Annotated in this window: 12 protein-coding genes and 1 other RNA gene; 4 read left to right on the top strand and 9 right to left on the bottom strand. The window is 58.9% G+C overall.

Annotated elements, in window-relative coordinates; genetic code table 11:
* Nucleotides 1-7: 7 nt before the first annotated feature.
* The 6 genes from recR to ACU6HM_RS10260 all read right to left on the bottom strand — a co-directional run bounded on the left by recR (nt 8) and on the right by ACU6HM_RS10260 (nt 9,608).
* Nucleotides 8-619, bottom strand: coding sequence for a recombination mediator RecR (recR, locus tag ACU6HM_RS10285; RefSeq protein ID WP_003803396.1), 612 nt, complete (start codon nt 617-619; stop codon nt 8-10).
* The gene (locus ACU6HM_RS10280; RefSeq protein WP_009463063.1) at nt 619-945 is read right to left on the bottom strand and encodes a YbaB/EbfC family nucleoid-associated protein; all 327 of its coding nucleotides are present in this window, start codon (nt 943-945) and stop codon (nt 619-621) included. Before ACU6HM_RS10280 ends, recR begins: the two co-directional genes overlap by 1 nt.
* Nucleotides 946-986: 41 nt before the next feature.
* A complete protein-coding gene (gene dnaX, locus ACU6HM_RS10275) occupies nt 987-3,428 on the bottom strand; it encodes a DNA polymerase III subunit gamma/tau (protein WP_446763769.1) in 2,442 nt (813 codons plus the stop codon).
* Nucleotides 3,429-3,543: 115 nt separating this feature from the next.
* An RNA gene (gene ffs, locus ACU6HM_RS10270) (signal recognition particle sRNA small type) lies at nt 3,544-3,641 on the bottom strand.
* A 16-nt stretch (nt 3,642-3,657) separates the two neighbouring features.
* Complete coding sequence (locus ACU6HM_RS10265) at nt 3,658-6,960, bottom strand: UvrD-helicase domain-containing protein (protein WP_446763768.1); 3,303 nt, start codon at nt 6,958-6,960, stop codon at nt 3,658-3,660.
* Nucleotides 6,960-9,608 carry a PD-(D/E)XK nuclease family protein gene (locus ACU6HM_RS10260; protein WP_446763767.1) on the bottom strand — a complete coding sequence of 883 codons (2,649 nt, stop codon included), beginning with the start codon at nt 9,606-9,608 and terminating at the stop codon, nt 6,960-6,962. Before ACU6HM_RS10260 ends, ACU6HM_RS10265 begins: the two co-directional genes overlap by 1 nt.
* A 108-nt stretch (nt 9,609-9,716) precedes the next feature.
* On the opposite strand from ACU6HM_RS10260, the gene ACU6HM_RS10255 reads away from it, so the two are divergent.
* Nucleotides 9,717-10,529 (top strand): TOBE domain-containing protein, encoded by an 813-nt coding sequence (locus ACU6HM_RS10255; protein ID WP_009461326.1) that lies wholly within the window; start codon nt 9,717-9,719, stop codon nt 10,527-10,529.
* Here ACU6HM_RS10255 and ACU6HM_RS10250 read toward each other — a convergent pair.
* The 3 genes from ACU6HM_RS10250 to modA are packed head-to-tail and all read right to left on the bottom strand — an operon-like array spanning nt 10,519 to nt 12,665.
* Nucleotides 10,519-11,220, bottom strand: a complete 702-nt coding sequence (locus tag ACU6HM_RS10250) for a sulfate/molybdate ABC transporter ATP-binding protein (RefSeq protein WP_250756786.1) — start codon at nt 11,218-11,220, stop codon at nt 10,519-10,521. The genes ACU6HM_RS10255 and ACU6HM_RS10250 overlap by 11 nt on opposite strands.
* Nucleotides 11,217-11,897, bottom strand: coding sequence for a molybdate ABC transporter permease subunit (gene modB, locus ACU6HM_RS10245; RefSeq protein ID WP_009461324.1), 681 nt, complete (start codon nt 11,895-11,897; stop codon nt 11,217-11,219). The genes ACU6HM_RS10250 and modB overlap by 4 nt, the downstream gene beginning before the upstream one ends.
* Nucleotides 11,898-11,915: 18 nt before the next feature.
* Complete coding sequence (gene modA, locus ACU6HM_RS10240) at nt 11,916-12,665, bottom strand: molybdate ABC transporter substrate-binding protein (protein WP_009461323.1); 750 nt, start codon at nt 12,663-12,665, stop codon at nt 11,916-11,918.
* A gap of 176 nt (nt 12,666-12,841) precedes the next feature.
* Between modA and xerD the strand changes: the two genes are divergently transcribed.
* From xerD to ACU6HM_RS10225, 3 genes are all read left to right on the top strand, one after another.
* Nucleotides 12,842-13,738, top strand: a complete 897-nt coding sequence (gene xerD / locus ACU6HM_RS10235) for a site-specific tyrosine recombinase XerD (RefSeq protein WP_026485227.1) — start codon at nt 12,842-12,844, stop codon at nt 13,736-13,738.
* A 15-nt stretch (nt 13,739-13,753) separates the two neighbouring features.
* The gene (gene ybaK / locus ACU6HM_RS10230; RefSeq protein ID WP_035270993.1) at nt 13,754-14,248 is read left to right on the top strand and encodes a Cys-tRNA(Pro) deacylase; all 495 of its coding nucleotides are present in this window, start codon (nt 13,754-13,756) and stop codon (nt 14,246-14,248) included.
* A 268-nt stretch (nt 14,249-14,516) separates the two neighbouring features.
* Nucleotides 14,517-15,740 (top strand): MFS transporter, encoded by a 1,224-nt coding sequence (locus ACU6HM_RS10225; protein WP_022983484.1) that lies wholly within the window; start codon nt 14,517-14,519, stop codon nt 15,738-15,740.
* Nucleotides 15,741-15,959: the final 219 nt, after the last annotated feature.

Below are 15,959 nucleotides of genomic sequence, written 5' to 3'. Positions count from 1 at the left end.
AACCCGATTAGGTGGCGCGACGCTCCATCAAAGCCCAGGCAATGGTGCTGGGGTCTACGTACTCCAGCTCGCTCCCGGCTGGCACACCGCGTGCCAGTCGAGTTACTTTCAAACCTTGGCTAGTGAGCATTTCCGCCAAATGATGGGCGGTGGTTTCGCCCTCTGCGGTGAAATTGGTCGCTAGAATCACTTCCTGCACTTGGCCATCACCGGCTCGCTCTAGCAAGCGGTCAAATTGCAAGGCATCCGGGCCTATGCCTTCCAGCGGCGTCAAACGCCCCATCAGCACATAGTAAAGGCCTCGATAGCCATGCGTAGCCTCGATCATGTTTTGATCGGCAGGCGTCTCCACCACACACAACAACGCCGGATCACGGCGGGGATTGGCACAGGTTTCACAGATAGGTTGAACAGTGAAACCATTGCAGCGCTGACAGTGCTGCAGTGCCGTCGTGGCATGTTCAAGAGCGCGGCTCAATTGGTCGGCGCCTACCAGGTCGTGTTGCAACAAGTGGTAGGCCATGCGGCGAGCGCTACGCTCGCCCACACCGGGTAGCCGACGCAGAGCCTGGATCAGAGCCCGAAGCGGTTCGGGCTCAGCGATCTGCGGTTCGTTCATTAGAACGGGAACTTCATACCGGGTGGCAGTGGCAGGCCAGCGGTAACACCCGCCATTTTTTCCTGCGACGTTGCCTCGGCTTTGCGCTGTGCATCGTTAAAGGCAGCAGCAATCAAATCTTCCAGCATCTCTTTTTCGTCTTCCAGCAGGCTGGGGTCGATAGAGACACGGCGCACATCGTGGCGGCAGTTCATGATGACCTTGACCAGACCACCGCCGGAAACGCCCTCGACCTCGATATCGGCCAAGGCTTCCTGGGCCTTTTTCATGTTTTCCTGCATTTGCTGCGCCTGGCGCATCAAGCCGGCAATCTGACCTTTCATCATGGTTTGGTTTTCCTGATTGATATAAATTGACAAGGGGCCATTCAGACGGCCCGAACCAAAGGAGTGGCCTTGATCGATCCGGCTTTGACGCTGCCGTCAAAGTCCTGGATCAGGCTCAAGACAAAGGGATCCTGGGCAACCTGCTCTTCGGCCTGCCGCTGGCGCTCGGCCAGCTTGGCCTGCTCCACGGCATGCGCGGTAGCATCGCCCGTATCCCCGTATTCGATCACCAACTGAATGGACTGGGCAAAGTATTCCGACAAAACGGTGCGCAAGCGCGCTTTGCCCTGGCTGCCTTCAGTGGCCTTGATTTTGGCACGCAGATGAATTTCCTGGCCTTTCACGCCCAGCCATTCGCTCTGGCGGGCCAATTCAGCGGCCCAGCCACTTAAGGGCAGGCTGGTTGCCACTTCGGGCCAGGTTTCCGGTTTCATGCCGCCCAGACGCACAGTACGCGGGCTATCCGAGCCGCTTTGCGGTACAGGCAGGCCCAGTTCAGTATCGGGCATGAAGCGATCAGACATGGACACAGACGGTACATCGCCATCTTCTTCGGCACGAGCCGCGTCCATATCCAGAGGTTGGTAATTCTCGAACTCTTCGTCCATGCCCTCGGACAGCCAGGCGGGCTCTTCCGGGCCGTCCTGGGTGGAGACGGCTGGCGGCGCTTCTTCAGCCACGGGTTCTACTCGGGCGGCGGCCTGAGCCTGAGACGACATCAGGGGCTGAGCACTGCTCTTGCCCTGGGCTTTGGAGGATTCCGCTACAGGGTCGGCAGAGGAATCAGCCTGGGATGCGGAGATGGGCTCTACGGCTGGCTGGGCTGACGGGGCGGATGGAGTCGATGCCGCTTGGGCGGCTTCAACAGCGCTGCTGTCAGCAACTGCAGTCACAGCTTCTTGAGGCTGACTGGTCGCGGAACCGGCTTCAAAGCTTGCATCCGCTGGGGCAGACTCTGAAGAGTTATAGCTGGCCCCTGCACCGGCAGGCTCGGGAGCATCTTCCCAGGCCGGGATAAAATCGTCGTCAGCGGGGATGGATTCTGCGACAGGCGCTGCTTGGGCTGCATGTGCACTGGCAACATCAGCGACCGGGGCGGCTGCAGGGGCAGAAGCCTGTGCCTGCTGAGACGCGGCCTGTGGGCTAACCGCAGGCTGAGTGGTTTGCGCGGCTTGTACTGCTTGTGCGGTTTGCGTGCTCGGCTCTGTTTGCGCACCCTGCGCAGCTTGCTGTAGAGGCGCGGCAGAGGCGGCGGCATCAACAGAGGCAGCGGGGGCTGCCGCAGGAGCGGGAGCAGCCTGAGCCGCGCCAGCACCAGCACCAGCACCAGCACCAGCACCAGCACCAGCAGTATCAGACCCCGAAGGCCCTGCTGGCGGTGGCACATACGCCGAGACGGGCTCGGGCAGCAAGGCCAGCATGCGCAAGCACGCCATCACAAAACCGGCGTACTCATCCGGAGCCAAAGACAGCTCCTGACGGCTATGCACCGCTACCGAATAAAACAACTGCACATGATCGGGCGAGAGCATGGGCGCTAGTTGCCGCACCGCCTCTGCCAGAGGATCATCATCAGAAATCGTGCCGGGAATGCGCTGCTCGATGGCGATACGGGACAACAAGGTTGCCAGATCAGCCAGAGCGCCCGAATAAGACAGGCCGCGCAAGGCCAGATCATCGGCCACACCCATAATGGCCTGTGCATCGTAAGCGACCAGCGCTTGCAGCAATTGCGCCAGGTGGCGTTGATCAATGGTGCCCAGCATGGCTTGCACAGCCTGGGCGCTAAGATCGCCCGCGCTATAGGCAATAGCCTGGTCGCTCAGCGACAAGGCATCGCGCATGGAGCCATCAGCTGCCTGTGCCAGCAAACGCAAGGCAGGCAGCTCGAACTGCATTTCTTCCTGAGTCAGAATGTCTTGCAGATGGCCCACAATCGCGGGCACTGTCATCTGCTTCAAATTGAATTGCAGACAGCGCGACAAGACCGTGACCGGAATCTTTTGCGGATCGGTCGTGGCCAGAATGAATTTGACGTGCGCTGGCGGCTCTTCCAGCGTCTTGAGCATGGCGTTGAAGGCGTGCCCGGTCAGCATGTGAACTTCGTCAATCATGTAGACCTTGTAACGGCCCGAGCTGGGGGCGTAGACCGCCTGCTCCAGCAGCTGGGTCATCTCTTCCACACCACGGTTGGAAGCGGCGTCCAGCTCTACATAATCAATAAAGCGGCCAGCATCAATCTCGGTACAAGCGCGGCAAACGCCACAGGGCTTGGAAGTGATGCCAGTTTCGCAGTTCAGCGACTTGGCCAGAATACGCGACAAGGTGGTCTTGCCCACGCCGCGTGTGCCCGTAAACAGCCAGGCATGGTGCAGGCGCTGGGTATCCAGGGCGTGCGTCAGAGCGCGCACCACGTGGTCCTGACCAACCAAGGTGTCAAAGGAACGGGGGCGCCACTTGCGGGCCAGAACGAGATAGGTCATGCGAATTCCGGACGGCGTGAACCATCAATACAAATAAGCGAAAGGAAAAGTGTACCGGATTCGGTGCTGAAGGGAAGCAGATAGACCGGGCGCGCATAACCCGATAAGCAAATGAAGTGGCGAGCCTGACTCCGGCACTGATTCTGCACGGCTGTGGCTGCTTCGTTCCCGACCTGACCAGATTCACCGCCGAACCATGCGGAGGGGCCCGCCGACCAATAGTGTAGCATCAATACGGCAGCCAAAGATCGGCTCTCGGGAAATAAAGCGCAGCCTGCGCGGGCCGGCCATCCAGAGCCTGCACCTGCTCACAATACCGCTGCAATTGCGGCGCATAACGCTCCAGCATCCGGGCCTTGAAATCGTCCAGACTTTCATGCTCGGCAGGTCGTCCGGTCTTGTAATCCACCACCAGCCAGTGATCTTCCTGGGAAATGGCCAGGTCAATAATCGACACCCGGCCACTGACGTCCAGCAAGGACCATTCCCGGTAAGCTCGGCTGACGCCCAGCAGCCAGCGGCCCCGTTCCGTCTGTACGGTCGCAGTAATCGCTTCAAACAGGGATTGGGCGGCTTCATCCAGATAGGTCGCTGGCACACCAGCACGCAACAGTTGACGACGCATCACGGCGCGGCCTTGCTGCAAGCGTTCTACCGGCCATTGCTCCAGCCCTTCACGGCCCAGCTTTTCCAGCCAGTCGTGGGCAACCGTACCAATGGCTTTTTCATGAGTCGTGTCCAGGGACCACTGCCAGCTTTGATACTGCGGGCTGTCGGCCTGCAACTGCTCGGGCGGCGCGGCCGGCAAGCTCACCACACGCTGCAACAATGCTGCGGAACCTTGTCCGGCTTCCTCTTGCTGTCCGCCCTGCTCGGCTTGCCAAACAGGAGCCTGTGGCTGCTCCAGGACCGGCCAGACACGGCTCAGCAAGGAGCGGCCATCCGGCTCGCGCAGGCCCTTATCCTGGGTGATGCTCAATTCCGCAAACAGATGCAGCTCCTGACGGGCACGCGTCAGGGCCACATATAACAAGCGGTGGCTTTCCTGCTCGGCCCGGATACGCTCCCGCGCCGCCAGAAACTGCGACACCGGATCGCGCTGCTCGCTGCCCTTGTGACTGATCGGCCCCAGAATCAAGCGCTCGGCGCTGTGCTCCAGACGAATCAACGGCTCGGAGTCGGCTGCTGACTGCTTGTGCAAGCCAAACAAAATGACAGTTTCAAACTCCAGGCCCTTGGACTTGTGAATCGTCATCACCTCCACGGCCTTGCCCGTACCTTGCGGGGTGGCATACAGCGACTCCACACGGGCCTGCAATTGTTGCTGGTCGGGCGGTCCGTAAGGGCATAACTCCTCCAGCAGACGCAAGACTTGTTCTGCATCCGCCTGATCAGCCAGGCTTGGATAGACTTGCGGCCCGCCCAAGCGCGTCCAGCATTCCTGCACCCAGGCAGCAAAAGGCATCAAGCCACTACGATTGCCTTTGCCCAGCAAGATCTGGCAAGCAAAGAGCAGACGAGAACGCTCGTTGGCATCCCAGTCTTCAAAATCCTGATTGTGTGTAAGCTCGGCCAAGGTCTGTGTAGGATGCAAGGCGCACAGGCGGTGCAGACTCTCCAAACGCAGGCCGATCAATGGCGAGCGCAACACGGACAGCCAGGCCAGTCGATCAGCCGGGTGCGCCAAGGCACGGACCAACTGCACCAGATCAGCCACCACAGGACGCTGTTGCAAGGGTTCCAGTTCTACGGCTCGACACGGTATGCCCTGCTCGCCCAGCTTGCGCACCAGACCATGCAAGTGCGAACGTGCTCGCACCAGAATCGCCACCGGATGTTCGCTGTCCTGATAACGTTCCAGAGCTTGGGCCGCACACTGAACCGCCTCCTGCACTGCACGCTCTTGAGCCGCTTGCTGCGACGGCACAGCGTCCTCTCCCCTAGCCACTCGGAAATGCCAGGACGGATGAAAATGCACCGCCCAATCGGGGATATCGGGCTTGAAGGCGGTCGAGTGTTCGTAGGTGACCATGCCCAGATCCGGGTCAGGTCGAGCCGGAAACAATTGCGCCCCCACTTTGTTCACCCATTCCACCAAGCGCGGATGTGAACGGAAGTTATTACTGAGATTCAGCGGCTCCAGCTCTACTTCGCCCAAGCGTCGAGCTTGCCAGACTTGCAGAAACAAACCCACTTCCGCCTTGCGGAAACGGTAAATGGACTGCATGGGGTCGCCCACCAAAAACAGACTGCGTCCATCGCCAGGCTCCCAGCCGCTGGTCAGGCGTTCCAGCAACTGCACCTGGGATTGGCTGGTGTCCTGGAACTCGTCTACCAGCAAATGGCGTATGGACCTGTCCATGCGCAAGAGCAGCTCGCCCGGCTCGTCGGCATCACCCAAGGCTTGCAAGGCACGTTGGGCAATCTCGGTGAAATCGACCTCGGCTTTCTCGGCAAAGCGCAGTTTCAATTGCGCCGCAGCCAGCCACAAGACCTGAATCAGATTGGACAGGACTTCTTGCTGCTGGGGGGAGTATTGCTCGGGCAAAAGGCGTGCACTGGCCAGGCGGGCAATCCAGGGCTCAGCCCCCAGACAATTGCTCAACCACTCGGTCAGCATTTCTTTTTGTGCCGTTTTAGGGGGAAAGCCATTACGCACCGTCAGGCTTTTGCGCAGATCGCCTTTATCCGTCAGCAACAAGGCTGCCAGACCACGCCAGCGCGGCAAATCGTCCATGACCGGGGCCAGGTTATCGCCTTGCCAATCCGCCAAGGCCAGCACATCGCCGCTTTCCAGATTCGAGGCCGCAAAGCAGGCCAGGGGGGCCAAGGTTCGCGCCCAACCGGGTGGCAGTGAATCGCTTAGCTGCTGCAGTTGCTGCTCCACCACCTCACGCAAACTGTCTTGTAAAAAGGCTACATCACCGCCCTGCCCCACCGCTGGCAACCACTGATCGCGGCTGGCCAACATACCGGCCAACAGAGCTTGCGCCTGCAGCAAGTTCACATCCATGTGCTCCAGAAAACGCGCCACGCTGGGCACGCTTTCCGCCATCTCCAGCGTGGCCCAAGCCGCCGCTTCGTAATGCTCCTGGGCCTTATCGGTAATGGCCGGAACCCCGCCCAGCCCCGTAATCCAGGGCATGGCGCGTACCAGGTGGGCACACAAGGAGTCGATGGTCCGGATGCTTAAACGGGCCGGGTAAGCCAGCAAATCCCACTGCTGCTCCTGATTGCGCTGCATGGCGGCACGCGCCAGTTCCCAGCTGCGTACCCGGTAGGGCTCGGCAGGCCGTTCCTGATTGGCAGCGGCCAACTTCTCCAGTACACGCGCATGCATTTCAGCCGCAGCTTTACGGGTGAAGGTAATGGCCACTATTTCTTCTGGCCGCTGCACGCGAGCCAGCAAGGCCAGAATCCGATCGGTCAGCAGCTCTGTCTTGCCGGAACCGGCTGGGGCCTGGACCAGAAAGGAGGACTCGGGGTCCAGTGCCCGTGCACGGGCGGGGCTATCGCTAGGGACTGTCACCATTACACCTCTCCTCCATTGTCTTGGAGGTCTTCCTGGAACAAACGTAAAAAGGGCAAAACATCGCAATACAGCAAATCGTTGCGGTTCCAGATCTGGTTGGCGGCCTGCCCTTGCAGGAACTCATCTGCCAAGCCTTCCACCGCCTGTTTCCACTGCGCGATTTGGGCGGTCCACTGCTGGGCGCTCTCCAATTCGGTCAGACCCTCAATATCCATGCCGGGCGCGGCCAAACCGCTTAAACCGACCTGTCGGGCATGCAAGCGTACAAAGGCCAAACCACTGACGGTGCGGCCCTCATCCTGCAAGGCGGCGGCATAAAACGGCAATTGCAGATTCACGGGTCTGGGCCGCAGCCAGTCTTTATCGGGCCGCAGCTCGCCTATGCCGGTTTTGTAATCCAACAGTAATTGCTCGCCATCAGCCAGATCATCCAAGCGGTCCAGACGCAGGTTCAGACGTAACAAGCCACGGTTCCAACTCAACTCATGCTCCGTCGCCCCCAGGGCGAACGGTGGGCGCTGGGCTTCCTGATGAGCGTACTCATTCAAGACGGCCAGACCCCGCTCCATTTCCAGGCTGCGCAGCACTGGACCGTAATCGGCCAGCTCTTCTTGCGCCGCTTGATCGATGCACGTTTGCACCACATCCAGCAGTGAGCCCTCACCAATCAGCTCATGCAGGCTGTCCTGATCCTTCACACGCAGCCAGAACAATTCGACGGCGCGGTGCAGGAACATCCCGCGTGTATTCATATCGCCCACACGGGCGTAGTCGGGCAAGGCCTGACCATGTAGCCGAAACTTCACAAAAGCCCACAAGGGATTGCGAGCCTGTGTATCCAGCACACTGATCCCGCCACGTATGCGCTCTTCCAGCTTCAGACTGGGGCCTTGCTCGTCCAGCAAGGCTTCCTGTGCAACGGCCTGCTCTGCCTGCACCGCCCAAGGCATTTCCAGCACGGGCCAGTGGGCAATCAAGGGGCTGGGCCTCAGCTCCTGTTCGCCCTGATGCAAAGGCGCACTTAGCAAAACCTGATTCCCACAGCGTAGCAAGGCACTCAGCATCCAGCGCGCCCATTCCAGCTCCCGCTCTGGCGTACTGCGAGGTGCCGAGACTCGACGCAACACCTGGGCAGGAATCAAAGGATTGGGTTTGACCGCAGCAGGCAAAATATCATCGGTCAGGCCCAGCACCCATACGGCATCCCAGCGCCCGCCTTCCGCTTCCAGAAAACCCAGCACGTCCAGCCGGGAACGTGGGTCTCGTTGTGGCTGGAACAAATTTTCACGGGCCATGCGGGCCAAAGCGCTTTGTGCCTTCAAGGCACTGATGCGACCCAAGACCGGCGCTTGCTGCGCCAATTGCAGCAGCAAGGCTTCCAAAGCCTCCAGAGTTTGAAACTGGGCACTATCCAGACGGTTAGTGCCCGGAAAGCCCAAAGCCTCCAGGCATTGGCGCATGACCGACGCCCAGGTATCCACTCCTTGAGCGCCTGCCGATACGGACTCGAAGCGTTCCACCGCCTTGCCCCAGGCCAGAGCCAGTTCGGGTGTGTGGAAGCTGAGCATGTCGGCAAATTCTTTACGGCTAACTTGTGTAATGCGGTTGTCGCGCCAGGCCTTGTCAATGCGGGCACGGCCACCTGCTTCAGACTGTTCTGCCTGACACGCTCCCAAACGCAAGGCTTCGCCCAGCATGGCGGGCTCGGCCTGCCCCTTGGTCGCCAGCGTAAACAAGGCCTTCAACCAGGCCATGGCCGCTTCAACCACTGGCCACTCAGCCAAGGATCGGGCTGCCGCCACGTTATAGGGCAAAGCACCTTGATCCGTGTGCATGGCCTGTCGCAAAAGACGATGCACCAACGGCAATTGCGTTTCCAGCTGCGCGGCCACAATGGCTACTGTGCGACCCGGGTACTCGTCCAATTGACGACGCGCCCACTGCACCGCCAGGCGCCATTCCGTATCCGCATCCTGCGCCTGCACCCGATACACCTCTGTCGCCGGAGCCTCTTCGTGCTGCAGCTGGAGAATCTCTACCCCCATGTCCTGCAAACCACTCAACAAACTTTGCAGGCGCGGCGAATATTCATGAAAACCATGCAGCACCATATGGCGATGACGCATGTGCAAGGCGCCTGCCTGCACCGCTTTGAGCACACGCTCCGCAGCCAGGTTTGCATCATCCAGATCTGCCTGCTCCAGGCTTTGCCGGTAGTGAGAGCGCCATTGCATGAAGCGTTCAAAATCCACGCTGGCCTCGCCGGGTTTCAGCTCGATATTCCACTCATCCAGCAAGGTATCGGCTTCACAAGCCAGACGCGCCGCCTGACCGACATCCAGAAAATAGCCCTCTTCCTCGCATTGCTCGATGCTGTGTTCCCAACGCTGCAAGGCGGCAAAGCGATCCATCTGGTGCGCGGCTGGTTGCCACTGTTCGGAAAAGCAGAGCTGATCACTGGCCTGCGCCAGCCAGGCGCCCAAAGGCACAATTTCCGGTACGGCAACTGTCCCGCCAGCACCCGCCAGACGGGCCGACAAATGTCCCAGCAGGCGGCGCGCATAGCGCTTGTTCACGGTCAAGACAACCGTCTCGGCACTATTGAGCTCCTGCAATTGAGCCATGGAAACAGCAGGGGTGTCGTACATAGAAAAAACCAGTTAAGGTTGCAAGAAAACAGAACGGCCAGCAGCGCTGATCCGGCCATTGTACCGGCGCTCTATCCCTAGTTTGTTCCCGCCCTTACACTTATCACCATGTCTAGTTCAAACACCCCCAATACCGAATTAACCGGCAGCCTGTCGCTGCGCACTGGCGACCATACCTGGGGTAGCGCCCGCCGTATGGCCTTGCTGGCCGCCATTGCCGAGCAGGGCTCGATCTCTGCCGCTGCCCGTCATATTGGCATCAGCTACAAGGCGGCCTGGGACGCCATCGACATCATGAACAATATGGCGGGCGAACCTCTGGTGCTGCGCAGTACGGGCGGTCATCGTGGTGGCGGTGCCACCCTGACGCCCAAAGCCGTCGAACTGCTGGAGCTGTATCAAACCTACGACCGGCTGCATCAACGCTTCATGAGCCGTATTGGTCGTTTAATGCCTTCCGTGGCGACTCAAATGGAGTTACTCCAAACCATGATCATGCAAACTTCGGCTCGCAACCAACTGCCCGGTATCGTTACCACGATTAAAACGGGAGCCGTCAACGACGAAATTCATGTGGATATTGGCCAGGGCCAAATCGTGGTCGCGTCCATCACACGAGAAAGCACGGAAAACCTGGGCCTGCGTGAGGGGCAGAAAGTTCTGGCCTTTCTGAAAGCGTCCTCGATCATGATTGGCACGGGCGACACCCGTAACTCCCTGTCCGCACGCAATCAACTGCCCGGCACGATTACCGATGTCATTACCGGTGCCGTCAATGCAGAAGTACGTCTGGAACTGCCACAGGGCCTGACAGTCACCGCCAGCATCACCCTGGACAGCACACAGCGCTTGCACCTGGAAGCAGGCCAGTCCGCCTATGCACTGTTCAAGGCATCCAGCGTGATGATCGCTACGCTGTAAGAGCTTCCAGATCCGCGCTGGTACAGCATTCGATAATGCGTCCATCGCGAATACGATAGACCTCTTGGGCCAGGGCCCTGGCATCCTCAGGATCGTGCGTGATCAGGATAGTGGGAATATCGATCTGGCTTTGCAACTGAGCCAGTTCAGCCCGCAAACGCGCACGCAAGTCCTGATCCAGGGCCGCCAAAGGCTCATCCAGCAAAAGCAGCTGAGGTTCAATAGCCAAGGCTCGCGCCAAGGCACAACGCTGCTTTTGCCCGCCCGACAGTTGGGCGGGATAGCTGCTTAATACCGACTCCAGCTGAAACGCTTCTACCCAACGCTGGGCAGCCGCAGGCATGTCTCGCACGGAGCGGTTGAACAAGCCCGTGTTCAGACCAAAGCAAATATTCTGTGCTGCGGTCAGATGCGGGAACAGGCCGTAGTCCTGAAACAGGTACGCCACCCGACGCTCGCGTGGTTTCAGGTTGATGCCTTTTTCAGAATCAAAATAGACCTGATTGCCAATTTGAATGCGGCCATGGTCGGGCCGCAACAAGCCCGCCACGCTTTGCACCGTCAAGGACTTGCCCGAACCCGAAGGCCCGTACAGGGCAATATGACGGGCTTCGGTTTGAATCTGAATGTTCAAGTCGAAATGACGGGCCTCGCTGACCACGGTGCGTTGAATCTGTACAGTCAGGCTCATTGCATCCCTCTTTTACGGCGTACGTGACGGGGTGACAAGGCACTGGTACTCCACAGGACCAGCACACAAGTAATCGAAATAATAGCGACCAGCACCAATGCCTGCTGATCCTCCCCTGCCTGGACTGCCTCGTAAATGGCGATGGACATGGTTTGGGTGCGCCCCGGTATGCTGCCCGCGATCATCAACGTAGCGCCGAACTCGCCCAAAGCGCGGGCAAAGGCCAGCAAAACGCCTGCCATGATGCCACGCGCTGCCAAAGGCAGGCTGACACGAAAGAAGATGGCCAAGGGCTTCAGACCCAGCACGCTGGCCGCATTTTCCAGGCGGGGGTCCACATCCTCAAAAGCCGCACGCGCGGCCTTCAAAATCATGGGAAAAGCTACGACAGTCGCGGCAATCACCGCGCCCTGCCAGGTAAAGACCAGTTCAATCCCCATACTGGAGAGCCATTGCCCAAAGGCACTGCGCCGACCCAGCAAGACCAGCAGGTAATAGCCGATGACGGTAGGCGGCAAAACCATGGGCAAGGTCAAGATGGAATCAAGCAGATCACACCAGCGCGACTGCCAGCGCGACAAGGCATAGGCCACTCCTATACCCAGCACACAGGCAAACAAGGTCGCCCAACCGGCGACCTTGAGCGATAAGCACAGAGGAATCCAAAGTGAAGTCATCCGACGATCAAAATCCTGTCAAGGCTTGGCAAAACCGTATTTTGCCAGCACTTGCTGTCCGGATTCAGACATGACGAAATCCTGGAAAGCCTGAGCCTTGTCATTACGGCCTTCGCGCTGCACCAAGGCAATCGGGTAAGTGACAGGTTCCGTGGTCTTGAGCACTTCCAGCACTTCCACCTTGTCTTTCATGATGGCCGCGTCGGTCGCGAACACGAAACCGGCTTCCACTTCACCACGAGCGACATAATCCAGCACCTGACGCACGTTCTGGCCCAGAATTTCACGCTGTTTCACCGCATCCCACTGACCGGCCTTCTCCAGAGCGGCCTGAGTATAACGACCCACAGGGACGACAGTCGGATTACCCAAAGCAACGCGTTTAACTTCCGCCTTGCCTAGATCGCCAGCGTTCGTAACCCTGGCAGGGTTGTCGCTAGGCACAATCAGCACAACCTGATTCTGCACAAAATTCTTGCGGGTGGCAGGATCCACAGCCTTGGCCTCTTCGGCCTTGTTCATGGCTTTCTGATCTGCCGAAGCAAACACATCCACAGGAGCGCCATTGACGATCTGCTGCAACAGCACGTCCGATGCTGCAAAACTGGTCAGCACTTTGGTGCCAGGATGCTCTGCCTCAAACTGGCCAGCCAGTTCCTTGAAGGCGTTGGTCAGACTGGCGGCGGCGGCCACAACCAATTCATCGGCTTGCGCGGCGCCTTGCAAGAACAGGGATAAGGCAGCGACCGATACGACACGTTTGAACATTGTTTTCTCCTCCAAGGGCAGGTGTAACGAATTAGTATAATCAGGAAATATATATAGGTATATAGCGTAAATCTACCCGTCTGCTGAATGAAGCTCATCATCCCGGAGTGATAGCATGATGGCTTTCCAGCTTCATTCCGGCTGCCAAAAGCACGCTTTACGACTCTTCCATCCTCATGACGCAAGCCAGTCTGATTTCCGATTTCATCACCATGCTCTGGTTGCAGGACGGCCTGTCTGCCAACACCCAACAAGCGTATCGGCAGGATCTGGAACGCCTGGAGGAATGGGCTCAACAAGAGCGCGAAGGCAAAGCGCTGGAGCAGTTGGAAGCCAAGGATTTGCGGGAATGGATGGCCAGCCAGGCAGATCAGAGCAAGGCCAGCACAGCCAATCGCAGGCTGGCCACCTTACGTCGCTTTTACAACTGGACAGTGCAAGAAGGCATGCGGCAGGACGATCCCTGCCTGGAATTGAGCAGCGCCCGACAGGCCCCACGCGTCCCGCACACCTTGTCCGAAGAACAGGTAGAACGCCTGCTGGCTGCCCCGGACATACATAATCCCTTGGGGCTGCGCGATCGCTGCATGCTGGAAACCTTGTATGCCAGCGGTTTGCGCGTCACGGAATTGACTGAACTGCCCTTGCAGAACCTGAGCCTGAGCGATGGCGTGCTGCGCATCGACCAGGGCAAGGGGGGCAAGGACAGGCTGGTGCCCTTGGGGCAGGAGGCCCTGCACTGGATCGAACGCTATATGCAGGAATCCCGCCCTGCCTTGCTGGGCCAGCGCCGCAGCGATTTTGTCTTTATTACCGGGCGCGGCACCTGCATGAGCCGCCAATCCTTTTGGTTGATCGTCAAGAAATATGCGGTTCAGGCCGGTATTCTGGCCCCCTTGTCGCCGCACGTTTTACGTCATGCTTTCGCGACCCATTTGCTCAACCACGGCGCCGACCTGCGCGTGGTGCAAATGCTCTTGGGACACGCCGACATTTCCACGACCCAGATTTATACTCATGTGGCACGTGAGCGCTTGAAAGCCTTGCACGCAGCCCATCATCCACGCGCCTGAGCGCACTACCAAGATATGGCTAAAGAAAAACACGTTAGCGAAACACCGGCCACACAGTGGCTACGTAAAAATGGCATTTCCTTTACCGAGCATAGCTACAACTATGTCGATCATGGCGGAGCCATGGAAGCGGCAGCCCAGCTGGGTCTGGATCTGCACCGGGTGGCCAAGACCCTGATCATGGAAGATGAAAGCGCCAAGCCCCTGATCATCGTGATGCACGGCGACCGTGAAGTCTCCACCAAGAATCTGGCCCGTCAAACCGGCGCGAAAAAGATCGCCCCCTGTAAACCGGATGTGGCTCAACGCCATTCGGGCTATATGGTTGGCGGCACCTCGCCCTTTGCCACCCGCAAGGCCATGCCGGTGTGGCTGGAAGAAGAACTGCTGGAATTCGACACCATTTACATCAATGGTGGCCGACGAGGCTATTTGCTGGGCATCAATCCCCAGGTTCTGATCGACAAGCTGGGGGCACGCCCCGTACAGGCTGGCCTGGAAAAAGGCTGATCTTACTTGGCAGCAGGTATAAAAAGACGGCGCAGTCAGCCCGTCTTTTTTTTGTCCCGCACTTGCTTGAACCATCAAACGCCGCAATAAACAGCCTGGTTCTGCTCCCTGCACTTCCTGCCACGCGCAGCCACCTCCTCCCGCAACTGGACCTGGATAGCAGCGGACTACAACACTGTCCGCTCCATCGCTCTTCACAAACGCAGGTGATTGCACCTCTTTGGCATTTCGCCAGATAATTCAAACCTGAATAATAAGAGGGGACCCCATGTTTCAATCCTTGCGCCAGCCCGCCATCATGACGGTGACTTTGGCGGCTGCTGGCATCCTGATGGTTACCATGGGGATACGCCAATCCTTTGGCCTGTTCGTCGGCCCCGTTGATAAGGCAACCGGCATGGGCATCATGTCCATCAGCTTTGCCATGGCCGTGGGCCAGCTTGCCTGGGGGGCCATCCAGCCTATTGCCGGTGCCTGCTCCGACCGTTGGGGCCCGGACCGGGTTCTGATCGCGGGCCTTCTGATTCTGGCACTGGGCTGTGCCGTAACACCATTTATTGGTACCGGGCTAGGGCTGACCCTGACGCTGGGCCTGCTGGCCAGTATTGGCTCGGGCGCGGCCAGTTTCTCCACCTTGATTGGCGCTGCCGCCCAACGTATTCCGGATCACGCCCGCGGTCAGGCCTCGGGCCTGATCAATGCCGGCGGCTCCTTCGGGCAGTTCGTCTTTGCCCCCGTGGTGCAAAAGCTGATCGGCTGGGTCGGCTGGATGTCGACCTTTTGGGTTCTGGCCCTGACCGCCCTGCTGACCCTGCCTCTGATTCGCAAGCTAAGTCCGGGCAGCAAGCCCGAAAAAGCCGCAGCCACCCCAGCCCCTGTTGTCAGCGGTCCCGGTCTGGCCGAGACACTGAAAAGCGCCATGAAGGATCGCAGTTACTTGCTGCTGAGTCTGGGCTTTTTCACCTGCGGTTTTCACATTGCTTTTCTGGTCACCCACTTACCGGGGGAAATTGACTTGTGCGGGCTGCCACCTTCGGTAGCAAGCTGGTCGCTGGCCTTGATCGGCCTGGCCAATATCTTTGGCAGTATTGCCGCCGGTTCCTGCATTGCCCGCTGGCGCAGCAAATACGTGCTGGCCCTGATGTATGCCTCGCGCGCCGTGCTGATCCTGTGGTACTTGATGATGCCTAAAACCGATCTGGTGTTTTACATCTTTGCCATCGGCCTGGGGCTGACCTGGCTGGCTACCGTGCCCCCTACCGCCAATATCGTCGCCAAGCTGTTTGGCACGCGCTATCTGGCAACCCTGTTTGGTCTGGCCTTGTTCTCGCACCAGATCGGCGGCTTTCTGGGCGCATGGCTGGGGGGTATCGCCTTGACCCGCTTTGGTGACTACAGCTGGATGTGGTGGGCTGATATTGCCTTGGCCGTACTGGCGGCCATCGTCAACCTGCCGATTCGCGAAGCCAGGATCAAGATGCAAACAGCTTAGACAACTCGCAATCGAAACTTCGCCAAGCAACAGCACAAACGGTTGCCCAAAGAAGAACTCCGTTTACCCCTCATCAAAAAGACCCGCCATGGCTGGCGGGTCTTTTATTTGGCGTAAGCATAAGTCCTCGTTATAACGGGGCAAAGTCTCGCCCCCCTTTCGGCGCCGCGCAAGGCTGCTGCCGTATCGGTGGTAAAGAACGGGTTGCCCGAATAGTGA

The organism is Alcaligenes sp. RM2 (assembly GCF_052931795.1).
Note: the sequence above shows the minus strand (reverse complement) of the source record. Positions and strands in the feature narration are given on the sequence as shown.

Excerpts from the sequence above, each read along its gene's own strand:
- ACU6HM_RS10225 (WP_022983484.1), top strand. The coding sequence starts at position 14,517 with ATGTTTCAATCCTTGCGCCAGCCCGCCATCATGACGGTGACTTTGGCG.
- xerD (WP_026485227.1), top strand. The coding sequence starts at position 12,842 with ATGACGCAAGCCAGTCTGATTTCCGATTTCATCACCATGCTCTGGTTG.
- recR (WP_003803396.1), bottom strand. The coding sequence starts at position 619 with ATGAACGAACCGCAGATCGCTGAGCCCGAACCGCTTCGGGCTCTGATC.
- ACU6HM_RS10280 (WP_009463063.1), bottom strand. The coding sequence starts at position 945 with ATGATGAAAGGTCAGATTGCCGGCTTGATGCGCCAGGCGCAGCAAATG.
- ACU6HM_RS10265 (WP_446763768.1), bottom strand. The coding sequence starts at position 6,960 with ATGGTGACAGTCCCTAGCGATAGCCCCGCCCGTGCACGGGCACTGGAC.
- dnaX (WP_446763769.1), bottom strand. The coding sequence starts at position 3,428 with ATGACCTATCTCGTTCTGGCCCGCAAGTGGCGCCCCCGTTCCTTTGAC.
- modB (WP_009461324.1), bottom strand. The coding sequence starts at position 11,897 with ATGACTTCACTTTGGATTCCTCTGTGCTTATCGCTCAAGGTCGCCGGT.
- modA (WP_009461323.1), bottom strand. The coding sequence starts at position 12,665 with ATGTTCAAACGTGTCGTATCGGTCGCTGCCTTATCCCTGTTCTTGCAA.
- ybaK (WP_035270993.1), top strand. The coding sequence starts at position 13,754 with ATGGCTAAAGAAAAACACGTTAGCGAAACACCGGCCACACAGTGGCTA.
- ACU6HM_RS10250 (WP_250756786.1), bottom strand. The coding sequence starts at position 11,220 with ATGAGCCTGACTGTACAGATTCAACGCACCGTGGTCAGCGAGGCCCGT.
- ACU6HM_RS10255 (WP_009461326.1), top strand. The coding sequence starts at position 9,717 with ATGTCTAGTTCAAACACCCCCAATACCGAATTAACCGGCAGCCTGTCG.
- ACU6HM_RS10260 (WP_446763767.1), bottom strand. The coding sequence starts at position 9,608 with ATGTACGACACCCCTGCTGTTTCCATGGCTCAATTGCAGGAGCTCAAT.